The sequence below is a fragment of the Streptomyces sp. NPDC000134 genome (assembly GCF_042899225.1).
In the GTDB taxonomy this organism is placed as follows: Bacteria; Actinomycetota; Actinomycetes; order Streptomycetales; family Streptomycetaceae; genus Streptomyces.
This window is the reverse complement of the sequence record NZ_JBIAZN010000012.1, coordinates 208,716-224,483: the sequence shown is the minus strand read 5'-3', so window position 1 is coordinate 224,483 and position 15,768 is coordinate 208,716. Positions and strand designations below refer to the sequence as shown.

At 69.3% G+C, this 15,768-nt stretch carries 14 protein-coding genes; 6 read left to right on the top strand and 8 right to left on the bottom strand.

From position 1 onward, the window contains the following. Positions 1 to 48: 48 nt before the first annotated feature. From ACFY32_RS20120 to rpmH, 8 genes are all read right to left on the bottom strand, one after another. Positions 49 to 1,146, bottom strand: coding sequence for a ParB/RepB/Spo0J family partition protein (locus tag ACFY32_RS20120; protein ID WP_359190403.1), 1,098 nt, complete (start codon positions 1,144 to 1,146; stop codon positions 49 to 51). Next, complete coding sequence (locus tag ACFY32_RS20115) at positions 1,143 to 2,216, bottom strand: ParA family protein (RefSeq protein WP_359190902.1); 1,074 nt, start codon at positions 2,214 to 2,216, stop codon at positions 1,143 to 1,145. The genes ACFY32_RS20120 and ACFY32_RS20115 overlap by 4 nt, the downstream gene beginning before the upstream one ends. 300 nt (positions 2,217 to 2,516) lie before the next feature. Continuing rightward, positions 2,517 to 3,236, bottom strand: a complete 720-nt coding sequence (gene rsmG, locus ACFY32_RS20110) for a 16S rRNA (guanine(527)-N(7))-methyltransferase RsmG (protein ID WP_390674870.1) — start codon at positions 3,234 to 3,236, stop codon at positions 2,517 to 2,519. Positions 3,237 to 3,360: 124 nt separating this feature from the next. Next, positions 3,361 to 3,873, bottom strand: a complete 513-nt coding sequence (locus ACFY32_RS20105) for a R3H domain-containing nucleic acid-binding protein (RefSeq protein WP_359190397.1) — start codon at positions 3,871 to 3,873, stop codon at positions 3,361 to 3,363. Positions 3,874 to 3,888: 15 nt separating this feature from the next. After that, a complete protein-coding gene (gene yidC, locus ACFY32_RS20100) occupies positions 3,889 to 5,190 on the bottom strand; it encodes a membrane protein insertase YidC (protein ID WP_359190394.1) in 1,302 nt (433 codons plus the stop codon). A 3-nt stretch (positions 5,191 to 5,193) separates the two neighbouring features. Further along, positions 5,194 to 5,568, bottom strand: a complete 375-nt coding sequence (yidD, locus tag ACFY32_RS20095; RefSeq protein ID WP_390674869.1) for a membrane protein insertion efficiency factor YidD — start codon at positions 5,566 to 5,568, stop codon at positions 5,194 to 5,196. Further along, positions 5,565 to 5,936 carry a ribonuclease P protein component gene (rnpA, locus tag ACFY32_RS20090; RefSeq protein ID WP_390674868.1) on the bottom strand — a complete coding sequence of 124 codons (372 nt, stop codon included), beginning with the start codon at positions 5,934 to 5,936 and terminating at the stop codon, positions 5,565 to 5,567. Before rnpA ends, yidD begins: the two co-directional genes overlap by 4 nt. A 21-nt stretch (positions 5,937 to 5,957) precedes the next feature. Further along, entirely contained in the window at positions 5,958 to 6,095 is a 138-nt protein-coding gene (gene rpmH / locus ACFY32_RS20085) for a 50S ribosomal protein L34 (RefSeq protein ID WP_003956500.1), read from the bottom strand. A 117-nt stretch (positions 6,096 to 6,212) separates the two neighbouring features. Between rpmH and dnaA the strand changes: the two genes are divergently transcribed. From dnaA to gyrB, 6 genes are all read left to right on the top strand, one after another. After that, a complete protein-coding gene (gene dnaA, locus ACFY32_RS20080) occupies positions 6,213 to 8,435 on the top strand; it encodes a chromosomal replication initiator protein DnaA (protein WP_390674867.1) in 2,223 nt (740 codons plus the stop codon). A 904-nt stretch (positions 8,436 to 9,339) separates the two neighbouring features. Continuing rightward, on the top strand, positions 9,340 to 10,470 hold the full coding sequence (dnaN, locus tag ACFY32_RS20075) for a DNA polymerase III subunit beta (RefSeq protein WP_359190382.1): 1,131 nt from the start codon (positions 9,340 to 9,342) through the stop codon (positions 10,468 to 10,470). Positions 10,471 to 10,624: 154 nt separating this feature from the next. Then, positions 10,625 to 11,500: a phosphogluconate dehydrogenase (NAD(+)-dependent, decarboxylating) gene (gnd, locus tag ACFY32_RS20070; RefSeq protein WP_359190379.1), complete on the top strand. Its 876-nt coding sequence runs from the start codon at positions 10,625 to 10,627 to the stop codon at positions 11,498 to 11,500. Between the two features lie 32 nt (positions 11,501 to 11,532). Continuing rightward, positions 11,533 to 12,654: a DNA replication/repair protein RecF gene (gene recF / locus ACFY32_RS20065; RefSeq protein ID WP_359190376.1), complete on the top strand. Its 1,122-nt coding sequence runs from the start codon at positions 11,533 to 11,535 to the stop codon at positions 12,652 to 12,654. Next, entirely contained in the window at positions 12,651 to 13,250 is a 600-nt protein-coding gene (locus ACFY32_RS20060; RefSeq protein ID WP_390674866.1) for a DUF721 domain-containing protein, read from the top strand. The genes recF and ACFY32_RS20060 overlap by 4 nt, the downstream gene beginning before the upstream one ends. Positions 13,251 to 13,685: 435 nt before the next feature. Then, entirely contained in the window at positions 13,686 to 15,746 is a 2,061-nt protein-coding gene (gene gyrB / locus ACFY32_RS20055) for a DNA topoisomerase (ATP-hydrolyzing) subunit B (RefSeq protein ID WP_359190370.1), read from the top strand. Positions 15,747 to 15,768 lie beyond the last annotated feature (22 nt).

Below are 15,768 nucleotides of genomic sequence, written 5' to 3'. Positions count from 1 at the left end.
CTCCATCGACCGGCGCGGCACCCGAGGTGCCTTCAGCCGGTCCGTGGCTCAGGAGTCGGAGTCCTCCGGCTCCCCCTCCAGAAGGCTCGTCTGCAGCACGGGCCCCTCGCCGGGAGCGAGCGTGCCGAGAATCCGCTCAAGGTCCTCCATCGAGGCGAACTCGACGGTGATCTTGCCCTTCTTCTGCCCCAGGTCGACCTTCACCCGGGTCTCGAAGCGGTCCGAGAGCCTGGTCGCGAGGTCGGAGAGCGCCGGGGAGACCCGAGCACCGGCTCGCGGCCCCTTGGGGCGCAGGGCCTTCTCCGGCCGGGACCCCATCAGCGTCACGATCTCTTCGACGGCCCGCACCGAGAGCCCCTCGGCCACGATCCGGTGAGCCAGCCGGTCCTGCTCCTCGGAGTCCTCCACCGAGAGCAGCGCCCGCGCGTGGCCCGCGGAGAGCACTCCGGCCGCGACCCGCTTCTGCACCGACGCGGAGAGCTTCAGCAGACGCAGGGTGTTGGAGACCTGGGGCCGGGACCGGCCGATCCGGTCCGCCAACTGGTCGTGCGTGCAGTTGAAGTCCTTCAGCAACTGGTCGTAGGCGGCGGCCTCTTCCAGCGGGTTCAATTGGGCGCGGTGCAGGTTCTCCAGGAGGGCGTCCAGGAGGAGCTTGTCGTCCTCGGTCGCCCGCACGATCGCCGGGATCGCCTCCAGGCCGGCCTCGCGGCAGGCCCGCCAGCGCCGCTCGCCCATGATGAGCTCATAGCTCTCCGGGCCCGTCTGCCGGACGACGACCGGCTGAAGGAGACCGACCTCCTTGATGGAGGTGATCAGCTCCGCGAGCGCGTCCTCGTCGAAGATCTCACGCGGCTGACGCGGGTTGGGCGTGATGGAGTCCAGCGGAATCTCGGCGAAGTGCGCACCCATGGGAGCCATGGGCGGCTCCGCCGGAGTCGGGGCCCGTTCCTCTGTTTCACGTGAAACAGGCGGCAGACTTGCCACCTTCGCCGCCGCCACCCCCCGATCGGTCGTCAGCCCGGGTACGGCCGTGGGGGACGCGGACGGCGCGGCTCCCAGGGCGGCCGAGGCCACCGACTTCTCCGTTGAGGCAGGGGGGATCAGTGCAGCCAGTCCGCGACCCAACCCCCTCCGTCGCTCGTTCACTGCATCCCCTCCGCCATACTCGGGTCGTTCTGGGCGCCGGTGTGGGCGTGTGTCGGGTCATAGCTGACTCCCACGCCCCTCAGCGCGATCTCTCGGGCCGCCTCAAGATAGGAGAGGGCACCGCTTGATCCTGGATCGTAGGTCAGTACCGTCTGCCCGTAGCTCGGCGCCTCGGAGATACGGACGGAGCGGGGAATGCTCGTCCGCAGCACCTCGTCGCCGAAGTGGTTGCGCACCTCGTCGGCGACCTGGGAGGCGAGTCGCGTCCGGCCGTCGTACATGGTGAGCAGGATGGTCGACACATGGAGTGTGGGGTTGAGGTGCCCCCGCACCAGGTCGACGTTGCGCAGCAACTGGCCCAGTCCCTCCAGCGCGTAGTACTCACACTGAATGGGGATGAGCACCTCTTGACCCGCGACGAGCGCGTTCACCGTCAGCAGGCCCAGGGACGGCGGGCAGTCGATGAGGATGTAGTCCAGCGGCTGCTCATACGCCTGGATCGCCCGTTCGAGCCGGCTTTCGCGGGCCACCAGGGAGACCAGCTCGATCTCCGCGCCGGCGAGATCGATCGTGGCGGGGGCGCAGAAGAGGCCCTCGACGTCAGGGACGGGCTGGACGACGTCCGAGAGAGGCTTGCTCTCGACCAGGACGTCATAGATGGATGGGACATCGGCGTGGTGGTCGATGCCCAGGGCGGTCGAGGCATTGCCCTGGGGGTCGAGGTCGACCACCAGGACGCGACCGCCGTGCAGGGCCAGCGAGGCGGCCAGATTGACGGTCGTCGTCGTCTTGCCGACTCCGCCCTTCTGGTTGGCGACCACGATGACACGGGTCTGCTCAGGACGTGGCAGGCCCTCGCCGGCTCGGCCCAGCGCCTCCACCGCCAGTTGGGCCGCACGACCGATCGGAGTGTCGTCCATCGGAGGCGGTGTTTCACGTGAAACATCCGCCCCCATCGACTCGGTACGGGGACCGGGGACCGGATCGGTCATCGGTCCCGCGATGTTGGCGTCGGACCGCAAGGATTCACTCTCCTCGACTTCAGGCTCGCGATGAACAGAGCCTCCCATGCCTTCGGGGTCACGAACCAGTGAGGTCAGGGGTTCTGTGGAGAAATCCACCTCTGTGGACAACTCCGTACCCCTTGCGGGGACCGAACCGCCCTCAGCGAGGGGAGTGCCCTCGGCGGAAGCATCGTCTCCCAGGTATCCGAGGGGCTTGCGGTCGTGAGGTTCGGCCGCAGCGCGGCCGCGACTGATGATGCCGTGCAGCAGTGAGCGACGTTTCACGTGAAACACGATGCACAGCCGCCGAGGCCGAACTGCCGCGACACTCCGGCGCCCCTGGGCGGGGAGGCTGGTGTGGAGTAACTAGCCGCGGCGGCGACGTGCCCGCCCCGTACGGGCCGCCTTCGCCCGCTTGGCCGCGAAGCGCACACCGCCCGGACTCTCCCCCACCTCCACGCGGACGACCGTGGACCTCGGGTCCACGATGCCCTCGCCGACATGCAGGATCGACGTCTCCACGGCACCCAGCTTGCTCAGTGCCGTCGACGCGCTCTTCAGCTCCTCCTCGGCGGTGTCGCCCTTGAGCGCGAGCATCTCCCCGTACGGCCGCAGCAGCGGGATGCCCCAGGTGGCCAGCCGGTCCAGCGGAGCCACGGCACGGGCGGTCACCACATGCACCGGGGGCAGCTTGCCCATGACCTCCTCGGCCCGGCCCCGGACCACGGTCACATGGTCCAGCCCCAGCAGCTCCACGACTTCGGTGAGGAAGGTGGTGCGCCGAAGAAGCGGCTCCAGGAGGGTGATCTTGATGTCCTCCCGCACCAGCGCCAGCGGGATGCCGGGCAGGCCGGCCCCCGAGCCGACGTCGCAGACCGTCACCCCCGAGGGCACGACCTCCGACAGCACCGCGCAGTTCAGCAGGTGCCGCTCCCACAGGCGAGGCACTTCACGCGGGCCGATCAGCCCGCGCTGCACACCGGCCTCGGCCAGCAGCTCCGCGTAGCGGACCGCATCCGCAAAGCGATCGCCGAACACCTCGCGTGCCTGCTCGGGCGCAGGGGGAAGCTCCGCTGCCTCCGTCACGGGGACCGTCCTTCCGTACCGCGCCGGCGCCTCGGGCGCCGACACCAGAACCACCAGAACTATCAGGCTGACAAAGTTCGGCCCCGCCTGCGCAACAGACGGGGCCGGGGGACGCGGGGTCCGATCAGGCGGGCAGTACGACGACGAAGCGCCCCGGCTCCTCGCCTTCGGACTCGCTGCGCAGGCCGGCGGCCTTGACCGCGTCGTGCACGACCTTGCGCTCGAACGGCGTCATGGGCTTCAGGCGCACGGGCTCGCCGCTGGTCCTGACCTCGGCGGCGGCCTTGGCGCCCAGCTCGGACAGCTCGGTGCGCTTGCGGGCGCGGTAGCCGGCGATGTCGAGCATCAGACGGCTGCGGTCACCGGTCTCCCGGTGCACGGCCAGGCGGGTGAGCTCCTGGAGCGCCTCCAGCACCTCACCGTCCCGGCCGACCAGCTTCTGCAGGTCGCGGCTGTCCGTGTCGCTGACGATCGAGACGGAGGCGCGGTCGGCCTCGACGTCCATGTCGATGTCACCGTCGAGGTCGGCGATGTCGAGCAGACCCTCCAGGTAGTCCGCCGCGATCTCACCCTCCTGCTCCAGGCGGGTCAGGGTGTCTGCACCCTCGGCAGCGGCGGAGATGGTGCCTTCCGTCACGGGATGGACTCCTTCTTACTTCTTCGACGGGGACTTGGGCCGCTGGGGACCCTTGCGCTGCCCGGACTGGGCCTTGCTGCGGGTACCGGAGGCGGGCTTCTGACCGGCCTTCTTGGGCGCGGCGGGCTTGGCGTCCTCGGGCTGGTCGGCCTTGCGCAGGGACGTCGGCTCACCGGTCGCGGACGGACCCGCGGCGGACGCCCCGCTCTCACCGGCCGCCTTGGGCGGACCTGCCTGGCGCTTGGCCTTGGGCTGCCGCTTGGGCTGCTGGCGCTTGGGCGCGGCCGGGATCGGCGTACCGTCCTCGGTCTCGGCGACGATCGCGGTCTCGCTCTTGACCACGTTGCCGTCGGGCTGGGCGGCCAGGCCGGCCTTGGACAGACCGTTGATGAACTTGCGCTCGAACTCGTTGCGGTCGCGGCCCTTGGCGACGATGGCCTTGACGATGGCGCGCTCGCTGCGGCGGCGGATCTTGCCGTGCTGCGTGACGTGCTTGTGCAGGCGCTCCAGGTAGGCCGACTGGGCCTTGGAACCCGGCGTCGGGTTGTTGCGGATGACGTACATCTGCTGGCCCATGGTCCACACGTTGGTGGTCAGCCAGTAGACGAGGACACCGACCGGGAAGTTGATGCCGAAGACGGCGAACATGACCGGGAAGACGTACATCAGCATCTTCTGCTGCTGCATGAACGGCGTCTTCACCGTGGTGTCGACGTTCTTCGTCATCAACTGGCGCTGGGTGAAGAACTGCGACGCCGACATCAGCACGATCATGATCGCGGTGACGACCCGGACGTCCGTGAGGGAGGACCCGAGGGCGTCCACCTTCGACGCGCCGTCGGTGAACTTCGCCGCGAGCGGCGCACCGAAGATGTGGGCCTTCTGGGCGCTCTCCAGCAGCCGCTCGTTGATCACGCCGATGGTGTCACCGGTCGCGATGCCGTTGAGCACGTGGTACAGGGCGAAGAAGAACGGGGACTGCGCCAGGATGGGAAGGCACGAGGAGAGCGGGTTGGTACCCGTCTCCTTGTACAGCTTCATCATCTCTTCGGACTGGCGCTGCTTGTCGTTCTTGTAGCGCTCCTGGATCTTCTTCATCTCGGGCTGCAGCGTCTGCATGGCCCGGGTCGACTTGATCTGCTTCACGAAGAGCGGGATCAGGCAGATCCGGATCAGCACCACGAGAGACACGATGGACAGGCCCCAGGCCCATCCGGTGTCAGGGCCGAAGATGGCGCCGTACACGCTGTGGAACTGGACGATGACCCAGGAGACAGGTGTCGTGATGAAGCTGAAGAGGCTGGCAATCGTGTCCACTAATCATGCTCCTTGGGCATGGGACTGGGTCTCTGCGGCCGGGCTCGGGGAACCGGACCGACTCGTCGGCGCAGTCGGTCCCCCGGTGGCCGGTTCGGCGGCGGAGGGCCCGCCCTTGCGTGCGCGCCAGGCGTCACGCAGCATTTCGTGCCACCGCGGACGCTTGCGCGGCGGAACATGGTCCACCCCGCCCAGCGACCACGGGTTGCACCGCAGGATGCGCCAGGCGGTGAGCACGGTTCCCTTCACGGCACCGTGCCGGTCGATGGCCGTGTAGCCGTAGTGGGAACACGACGGGTAGTACTTGCAGACCGGCCCCAGCAGAGGACTGATCGTCCACTGGTACAGCTTGATCAGAGCCAGCAGCGGGTACTTCATCGCGCGCCCCCTCCCAGCAGCCGCTGTAGGGCGGCGTCCAGGTCTTGGGCCAGTTGTGCATGGTCGGCGTCACCCGCTCCGGGCAGCGCTCGTACGACTACCAGGCTACCGGGGGGAAACAGGCCCACTCGGTCGCGCATCAGGTGGCGAAGTCTGCGCTTCACCTTGTTGCGGACGACCGCTCCGCCCACGGTCTTGCTCACGACGAAACCCGCACGCGTCGGGGGAGCGCTCTCCCCAGGCGCGTGCGGGTCCGTGGCACCGCTACGAAAGTGGACGACGAGGAACGGGCGGCCGGCCCGGCGACCCCGTCGAACCGCGGTCGCGAAATCCTCGCGCCGCCTCAGCCGGTTCTCGGTGGGCAGCACGACGTCATGACCTGATCGGAATCAGGCGGACAGGCGGGCGCGACCCTTGCTGCGGCGGGACGCGAGGATCGCGCGGCCGGCACGGGTGCGCATACGCAGCCGGAAGCCGTGGGTCTTCGCGCGACGACGGTTGTTCGGCTGGAAGGTGCGCTTGCTCACTCGGGGGCTCCAGAAAGAATCGGTGGTGGCGGGGTGCCGTCCTGGCTGTCACCGTGCGCCCACGAGTAGCTCGCGTCACGCCCGTGTGCACCGCTTTCCGATCACCTGAAGCGATCTGTGCCCATCGGAGGCAGGCGGCAGCAGCCATCGACAACTCGACCTGGTTACGGTACGCGGGACTGCGCCATTCGGTCAAACCAGCGCCTGCCGGGAGACACTTGTCCACAGGCTGGGGACAACAACTTGAACCGCACGGGCCACGCTGACTACCGTGACTGGACTCCGATTCGTTCCCTTATCCCCGCCCGACCCGATTTTCATCCCGACCCGTCCCCGGATCACACCTTCGGGGGACCCCGTGAGAGAGCGTGCCCTGTGGCTGACGTACCTGCCGATCTTGCCGCAGTGTGGCCACGCGTGGTGGAGAAGCTCCTCGGAGAGGGCCGCGGCCAGGGCGTCGAGTCCAAGGACGAACGCTGGATCCGGCGCTGCCAGCCGCTCGCGCTGGTCGCCGACACCGCTCTGCTCGCCGTACCGAACGAATTTGCGAAAGGCGTACTGGAGGGCCGTCTCGCGCCCATCGTCAGCGAGACGCTGAGCCGCGAGTGCGGGCGGCCGATCCGGATCGCCATCACCGTCGACGACTCCGCGGGCGAGCCCCAGGGCCCGCCGGCGCCCGGTCCGCGCCCCCAGTCGCGGTACGAGGAACCCGAGCTTCCGGCCGGCGGGCAGCAGGGCCGCGACGAGTACGAGGGCTACGGCCGCCACCGCGCGGACCCGCTCCCCACCGCCCGCCCCGCCTATCCGTCGGAGTACCAGCGCCCCGAGCCCGGCTCCTGGCCGCGCCCCGGGCAGCAGGACGAGTACGGCTGGCAGCAGCAGCGCCTCGGCTTCCCCGAGCGGGACCCGTACGCCTCGCCGCAGCAGGACTCGTACGGCCAGGACGCGTACCCGCAGGACGGCGGCTATCCGCAACAGGACTACCGCCCGCAGTCGCCGGAGCGCCCGCCGTACGAGTCCGACCGCTCCCCGTACGACAAGGACCGGCCGTCGTACGACAACGACCGGCCGTCGTACGACTCGGATCGGTCGCCGTACGAGTCCGACCGGTCCGGATACGAGGCGCGGCGCTCCGACTACGAGCAGTCGCGCGGTGACTACGAGCAGCGCGGGCGGCGGGAGCTGCCCGATCCGCCGGCCGGCTCCGGGCACGTGCACCGCGGCGGGCCCGTCGGTCCGGGACCGGCCACCGGCGCTCCCGGCCCGCTGGCCGCGCAGCCCGCGCCGGCCACCGGGCCCGGGGAGCCGACCGCGCGGCTGAACCCGAAGTACCTCTTCGACACCTTCGTGATCGGCGCCTCCAACCGGTTCGCGCACGCGGCGGCGGTGGCCGTCGCCGAGGCGCCGGCGAAGGCGTACAACCCCCTGTTCATCTACGGGGAGTCCGGACTCGGCAAGACGCACCTGCTGCACGCCATCGGGCACTACGCGCGGAGCCTGTACCCCGGAACGCGCGTGCGGTACGTCAGCTCGGAGGAGTTCACCAACGAGTTCATCAACTCCATCCGGGACGGCAAGGGCGACAGCTTCCGCAAGCGGTACCGGGAGATGGACATCCTGCTCGTCGACGACATCCAGTTCCTGGCGGACAAGGAGTCGACGCAGGAGGAGTTCTTCCACACCTTCAACACGCTGCACAACGCCAACAAGCAGATCGTGCTCTCCAGCGACCGGCCGCCCAAGCAGTTGGTGACGCTGGAGGACCGGCTGCGCAACCGCTTCGAGTGGGGACTGATCACCGACGTCCAGCCGCCCGAGCTGGAGACGCGGATCGCGATCCTGCGCAAGAAGGCGGTGCAGGAGCAGCTCAACGCACCGCCGGAGGTGCTGGAGTTCATCGCCTCCCGGATCTCGCGGAACATCCGCGAGCTGGAGGGCGCGCTGATCCGGGTGACGGCGTTCGCGTCGCTCAACCGGCAGCCGGTGGACCTGGGCCTCACCGAGATCGTCCTGAAGGACCTCATCCCGGGCGGCGAGGACTCCACGCCGGAGATCACCTCGACGGCCATCATGAGCGCGACCGCCGACTACTTCGGCCTCACGGTCGAGGACCTGTGCGGCAGCTCGCGCGGCCGCCAGTTGGTGACCGCCCGGCAGATCGCGATGTACCTCTGCCGCGAGCTGACCGACCTCTCGCTGCCGAAGATCGGCGCGCTGTTCGGCGGCCGGGACCACACCACGGTGATGCACGCCGACCGCAAGATCCGCAATCTGATGGCGGAGCGGCGCTCCATCTACAACCAGGTCACCGAGCTGACCAACCGCATCAAGAACGGCTGACAGAACGGCTGCCGCCAGCGGCGTACGGGGCGGTTCGGAGCGGTTCGCGGGCCGCTGTACGGCGTCCGGGGCGCCGTCCGGAGGAGATCCGGGCGGCGCCCTTCGTCGTTCCCGGGTCACCCGGTGTTCGATTTCGCGCCAGGTTACGGTCGCCGTCCACAGATTCGGTGACTTTCTTCCGTCCACACCTTGGGGACCCGGAAGTTGTCCCGATCCTGTCCACAGGCAGACCTGGTGAAAAGCCATCAGTCCAGGTCAGTCGCCTGTGGATTCGTGGACGAAGGATCTCCACAGGGTGTGGACAGACGGATCGTCCACAAGCTGTGCACGAAGTTGTCCACGGGCAACCCACAGGCCGGGGGTGGTTGTCCCCAGTGTTCGGCGGCTTCTCCACAAGGCTGTCCACTGTTCGGCAACCCGACGCGCCTCCTCACCGCGTCGAGTGAAAGGCGTCACATCGAGGTGGCGGATTGGGCTGTGGGAAAGGCGGGTAAACCTGGGGACGGCGTTGGGGAGAAGTCGCCTCTCCCTGTGCACGGAGTGTGCAGAACTTTCCGTTCTCCACAGCGGGCCCGGGTTGTCCACCGGCTCCGCCCACAGGCCCCGTGGACAAAATTTCCGGTCTGAGCTGGGCAAACGCGGTTATCCACGGTATCCACAGGCCCTACTACTACCGACGACCAGTAAGAGCCCGGAACTCGCATCGAAGCGGGGCCTGTGCACAACTCGCCCCTCGGTGCCCGACCGCCCCTCGGCACGACTTGACCCCGAAGGGCACCTACTGTCAGTGGGGTGCGTCAGACTGGTCCCCGGTGTCCTGCCCCTCCGAGGGCCGACGACACCGGGTCAGACGACGAAGGCGAAGCAGGGCGAGAAGCGCCGGCAACAGCAGGAGGCGGCAACGGTGAAGATCCGGGTGGAACGCGACGTACTCGCGGAGGCAGTGGCCTGGGCGGCACGCAGCCTCCCGGCCCGTCCGCCGGCGCCGGTCCTCGCGGGCCTGCTGCTGAAGGCCGAGGAGGGGCAGCTCAGCCTGTCCAGCTTCGACTACGAGGTCTCCGCGCGGGTCTCGGTCGACGCGGAGGTCGAGGAGGAGGGCACGGTCCTGGTCTCCGGCCGCCTGCTCGCCGACATCTCCCGCGCCCTGCCCAACCGGCCGGTGGAGATTTCCACAGACGGTGTACGGGCGACGGTGGTCTGCGGCTCCTCCCGCTTCACCCTCCACACCCTGCCGGTGGAGGAGTACCCGGCCCTGCCGCAGATGCCGAACGCCACGGGCACGGTCCCCGGCGAGGTCTTCGCCTCGGCCGTCCAGCAGGTCGCCATCGCCGCGGGCCGCGACGACACGCTGCCCGTCCTCACCGGTGTGCGCATCGAGATCGAGGGCGACACGGTGACGCTGGCCTCCACCGACCGCTACCGCTTCGCGGTCCGCGAGTTCCTGTGGAAGCCGGAGAACCCGGAGGCCTCCGCGGTCGCCCTGGTGCCCGCCAAGACGCTCCTGGACACCGCCAAGGCGCTGACCAGCGGTGACCAGGTGATCCTGGCGCTGTCCGGCTCGGGCGCGGGCGAGGGCCTGATCGGTTTCGAGGGCGCGGGCCGGCGGACCACCACCCGGCTGCTGGAGGGCGACCTCCCGAAGTACCGCACGCTGTTCCCGACGGAGTTCAACAGCGTCGCCGTGATCGAGACCGCCCCCTTCGTGGAGGCCGTCAAGCGCGTCGCCCTGGTCGCCGAGCGGAACACGCCGGTGCGGCTCAGCTTCGAGCAGGGCGTGCTCATCCTGGAGGCCGGCTCCAGCGACGACGCGCAGGCTGTGGAAAGGGTCGACGCCCAGTTGGAGGGCGACGACATCTCGATCGCCTTCAACCCGACCTTCCTGCTGGACGGCCTGAGCGCCATCGACTCCCCGGTGGCCCAGCTCTCCTTCACGACGTCCACCAAGCCGGCGCTGCTCAGCGGCAAGCCGGCGCTGGACGCGGAGGCGGACGAGGCGTACAAGTACCTGATCATGCCGGTGCGGCTGAGCGGCTGAGCGCCCTCGGGGCCTGCGTATCCACAGCCTGTGGGCGAGGTGGGCGTACGAATGAGCGCGTATGCCCACAACTGTGCGTGACGGTACGGGTCTAGGCTCGGACATCGGTGCGAAAGTGCCTCTCACGCCACAGCGACCCTAAGGAACGCAACTGATGGAGCTCGGTCTCGTCGGCCTCGGCAAGATGGGCGGCAACATGCGCGAGCGAATTCGCCGCGCGGGCCACACCGTCGTCGGATACGACCGCAACCCGGACCTCGCCGATGTCCACAGCCTGGAAGAGCTGGTGGGCAAGCTCAGCGGCCCGCGCGTGGTCTGGGTGATGGTCCCGGCGGGTGCCGCCACCCAGTCGACCATCGACCAGCTCGCCGAGCTGCTCCAGCCCGGCGACGTCGTCGTGGACGGCGGGAACTCCCGCTGGACGGACGACGAGAAGCACGCCGAGCAACTGGCCGCCAAGGGCATCGGCTTCGTGGACTGCGGCGTCTCCGGCGGCGTCTGGGGCCTGGAGAACGGCTACGCGCTGATGTACGGCGGCGACGCCGAGTACGTCGAGAAGGTGCAGCCGATCTTCGACGCGCTCAAGCCCGAGGGCGACTTCGGCTCGGTGCACGCCGGCAAGGTCGGCGCCGGCCACTTCGCGAAGATGGTCCACAACGGCATCGAGTACGCCATGATGCAGGCCTACGCCGAGGGCTGGGAGCTGCTGGAGAAGGTCGACTCCGTGACCGACGTCCGGGAGGTCTTCCGCTCCTGGCAGGAGGGCACCGTCATCCGCTCCTGGCTGCTCGACCTCGCGGTCAACGCCCTGGACGAGGACGAGCACCTGGACCAGCTCCGGGGTTACGCGCAGGACTCCGGCGAGGGACGCTGGACGGTGGAGGCCGCGATAGACAACGCGGTGCCGCTGCCGGCGATCACCGCCTCGCTGTTCGCGCGGTTCGCCTCCCGCCAGGAGGACTCGCCGCAGATGAAGATGATCGCGGCGCTGCGCAACCAGTTCGGCGGCCACGCGGTCGAGAAGAAGTAACCAGAAGGTCCGAGGGAGGTCGGCGAACGACCATGCACGTCACGCATCTGTCGCTGGCCGACTTCCGCTCCTACGCCCGGGTCGAGGTCCCGCTGGACCCGGGCGTCACCGCCTTCGTCGGCCCCAACGGCCAGGGCAAGACCAACCTCGTCGAGGCCGTCGGCTACCTCGCCACCCTCGGCAGCCACCGCGTCTCCTCCGACGCCCCCCTGGTCCGCATGGGCGCCGACCGCGCGGTGATCCGCGCCCAGGTCAAGCAGGGCGAACGCCAGCAGTTGATCGAGCTGGAGCTGAACCCGGGCCGCGCCAACCGCGCCCGTATCAACCGGTCCTCGCAGGTCAGACCCCGCGACGTGGTCGGCATCGTCCGGACCGTCCTGTTCGCGCCCGAGGACCTCGCCCTGGTCAAGGGCGACCCCGGGGAGCGGCGCCGGTTCCTGGACGAGCTGATCACCGCCCGTTCGCCGCGCATGGCCGGGGTGCGCTCCGACTACGACCGTGTCCTCAAGCAGCGCAACACCCTGCTGAAGTCCGCCGCGCTGGCCCGCCGGCACGGCGGCCGCACCCTGGACCTGTCCACCCTGGACGTCTGGGACCAGCACCTCGCCCGCGCGGGCGCCGAACTGCTCGCCCAGCGACTGGACCTGATCGCCGCCCTTCAGCCACTGGCCGACAAGGCGTACGACCAGCTCGCCCCCGGCGGCGGCCCGGTCGCGCTGGAGTACAAACCGTCGGCGCCCGGCGAGGCGCAGGCGCGCGAGGAACTGTTCGAGCAGCTCATGGCCGCGCTCGCCGAGGCCCGCAAGCAGGAGATCGAGCGGGGCGTCACCCTGGTCGGCCCGCACCGGGACGATCTGCTGCTCAAACTCGGTGAGCTGCCCGCCAAGGGATACGCCTCCCACGGCGAGTCCTGGTCCTACGCGCTGGCGCTGCGCCTCGCCTCGTACGACCTGCTCCGGGCGGAGGGCAACGAACCGGTGCTCGTCCTGGACGACGTCTTCGCCGAACTGGACACGCGGCGCCGCGAGCGCCTGGCCGAGCTGGTCGCGCCCGGCGAGCAGGTCCTGGTGACCGCCGCCGTCGACGACGACGTACCGCACGTCCTGGCGGGAGCGCGGTACGCGGTGACCGGGGGCACGGTGGAGCGCGTATGAGCGGCGACGAGCCCCCCGGGACGCCCCCCGCATCCCCTGGGACGTCCCCCGAGAAGCCCTCCGGGAAAGCACCGGGAAAGTCGCCCGGGAAGGCACCCGAGCCCTCCGGCGTCGACCTCGCACGCGTGGCGCTGCGGGCGGCGAAGGAAGCGGCACGCGCGCGCGGCGAGGCCGCGCAGCAGAAGAAGCAGGCACGGCGCGGGGGCCTGCGCTCCGGCGCGCACGCCGACGGGCGCGACCCCATGGCGCTCGGCTCGGCGATCAACCGACTGATCACCGAGCGTGGCTGGGAGACCCCGGCCGCGGTGGGCGGCGTGATGGGCCGCTGGCCGCTGATCGTCGGCGAGGACGTGGCCAAGCACTGCGTACCGGAGCGGTACGACGAGGAGGAGCGGGTGCTCTCCGTGCGCTGCGACTCCACGGCCTGGGCGACGAACCTGCGGCTGCTCGCGCCGACCCTGGTCGCCCGGATCAACGAGGACCTCGGGCACGGCTCGGTCCGCCTGATCAAGGTGCACGGCCCCGGCGGCTCCCCCCGGCGCTACGGCCCCCTGCGCGCCCCCGGCAGCACGGGTCCCGGCGACACCTACGGGTGATCCGGACCCCCTCCGGGCGCCTTTTCCCCGGGGGGTGACAGACATCACATCTACGCGCGTCAACCGCCATTTCGTCCCGCCGGCGGCCTTCTTGCCGTACCACCGCACACGGTTGCGAATCGGGGTCTGCCTCCTCGGTAGCCAAGGGTTGACGGCCCGAAGCGCTGAGTGCCTCCGTGAGCCCCCTGGGGCCCCCATCCGCATATCGGGAGTCGGCCGAGCACGGTTCAGGGCGGCACATGCGGACTCAGGTACCGGCAAACCCCCATCAGTGTCAGTGCTACCGGTAGACTGGAGGGCAATCCCGCCCCCATCGTGGGGACCGCCCGGGAAACGCTGAGCAACGCTGATCAAGGCTTACCAACGCAACATGCCGCAGCCGCTCCGGCAACCTGCCGACGAGCCCGGCTCGTGCTGTGCCAGAAAGGGCGCTTCGTGGCCGATTCCGGCAACCCCAACGAGAACATCCCGTCCACCGACACCGGCGTGAACGACGCGGCGAGCACCTCGAACGACGAGGTCACCGCCTCGTACGACGCAAGTGCCATCACCGTCCTCGAGGGTCTGGACGCGGTCCGCAAGCGACCCGGTATGTACATCGGTTCGACCGGTGAGCGAGGACTGCACCACCTCGTGCAGGAGGTCGTCGACAACTCGGTCGACGAGGCGCTGGCCGGCCACGCGGACACCATCGACGTCACGATCCTCGCGGACGGCGGCGTGCGCGTCGTCGACAACGGCCGCGGCATCCCGGTCGGCATCGTCCCCTCCGAGGGCAAGCCGGCCGTCGAGGTCGTGCTGACCGTGCTGCACGCGGGCGGCAAGTTCGGCGGTGGCGGCTACGCGGTCTCCGGCGGTCTGCACGGCGTGGGCGTCTCCGTGGTGAACGCGCTGTCCACGAGGGTCGCCGTCGAGGTCAGGACCGACGGTTACCGGTGGACGCAGGAATACAAGCTGGGCGTCCCCACCGCCCCCCTGGCCCGGCACGAGGCCACCGAGGAGACCGGCACCACGGTCACCTTCTGGGCGGACGGCGACATCTTCGAGACGACCGACTACTCCTTCGAGACGCTGTCCCGGCGCTTCCAGGAGATGGCGTTCCTCAACAAGGGCCTGCGGATCAACCTCACCGACGAGCGCGAGTCGGCGAAGGCCACGGCCGGCGCGGACGAGGCGGGCGAGGACGAGAAGCACGAGGTCAAGCACGTCTCGTACCACTACGAGGGCGGCATCGTCGACTTCGTGAAGTACCTCAACTCCCGCAAGGGAGAGGTCGTCCACCCCACGGTGATCGACCTGGAGGCCGAGGACAGGGACAAGCACCTGTCCCTGGAGGTCGCCATGCAGTGGAACGGCGGCTACACCGAGGGCGTGTACTCCTTCGCCAACATCATCCACACGCACGAGGGCGGCACCCACGAGGAGGGCTTCCGCGCGGCGCTCACCTCGCTGATCAACAAGTACGCGCGGGACAAGAAGCTGCTGCGCGAGAAGGACGACAACCTCACGGGTGACGACATCCGCGAGGGCCTGACGGCGATCATCTCGGTGAAGCTGAGCGAGCCGCAGTTCGAGGGCCAGACCAAGACCAAGCTGGGCAACACCGAGGTCAAGACCTTCGTCCAGAAGGTCGTCTACGAGCACCTCAACGACTGGCTGGACCGCAACCCCAACGAGGCCGCGGACATCATCCGCAAGGGCATCGCGGCGGCCACCGCACGCGTGGCGGCCCGCAAGGCGCGCGACCTGACCCGCCGCAAGGGCCTGCTGGAGTCGGCCTCCCTGCCGGGCAAGCTGTCCGACTGCCAGTCGAACGACCCGACCAAGTGCGAGATCTTCATCGTCGAGGGCGACTCCGCCGGCGGCTCGGCCAAGTCCGGCCGGAACCCGCAGTACCAGGCGATCCTCCCGATCCGCGGCAAGATCCTCAACGTCGAGAAGGCGCGCATCGACCGCATCCTGCAGAACCAGGAGATCCAGGCGATGATCTCCGCGTTCGGCACGGGTGTGCACGAGGACTTCGACATCGAGAAGCTCCGCTATCACAAGATCATCCTGATGGCGGACGCCGACGTCGACGGCCAGCACATCAACACCCTGCTGCTGACCTTCCTGTTCCGCTTCATGCGGCCGCTGGTCGAGGCCGGGCACGTGTACCTCTCCCGTCCCCCGCTCTACAAGATCAAGTGGGGCCGGGACGACTTCGAGTACGCGTACTCCGACCGTGAGCGCGACGCGCTGATCGAGATGGGCCGCAACGCCGGCAAGCGCATCCGCGAGGACTCCGTGCAGCGCTTCAAGGGCCTCGGCGAGATGAACGCCGAGGAACTGCGCATCACCACGATGGACCAGGAGCACCGCGTCCTCGGCCAGGTCACGCTCGACGACGCCGCCCAGGCCGACGACCTGTTCTCGGTCCTCATGGGCGAGGACGTCGAGGCCCGGCGCGCCTTCATCCAGCGCAACGCCAAGGACGTCCGCTTCCTCGACATCTGAGTCGGTCGCCGCTGACCGCACC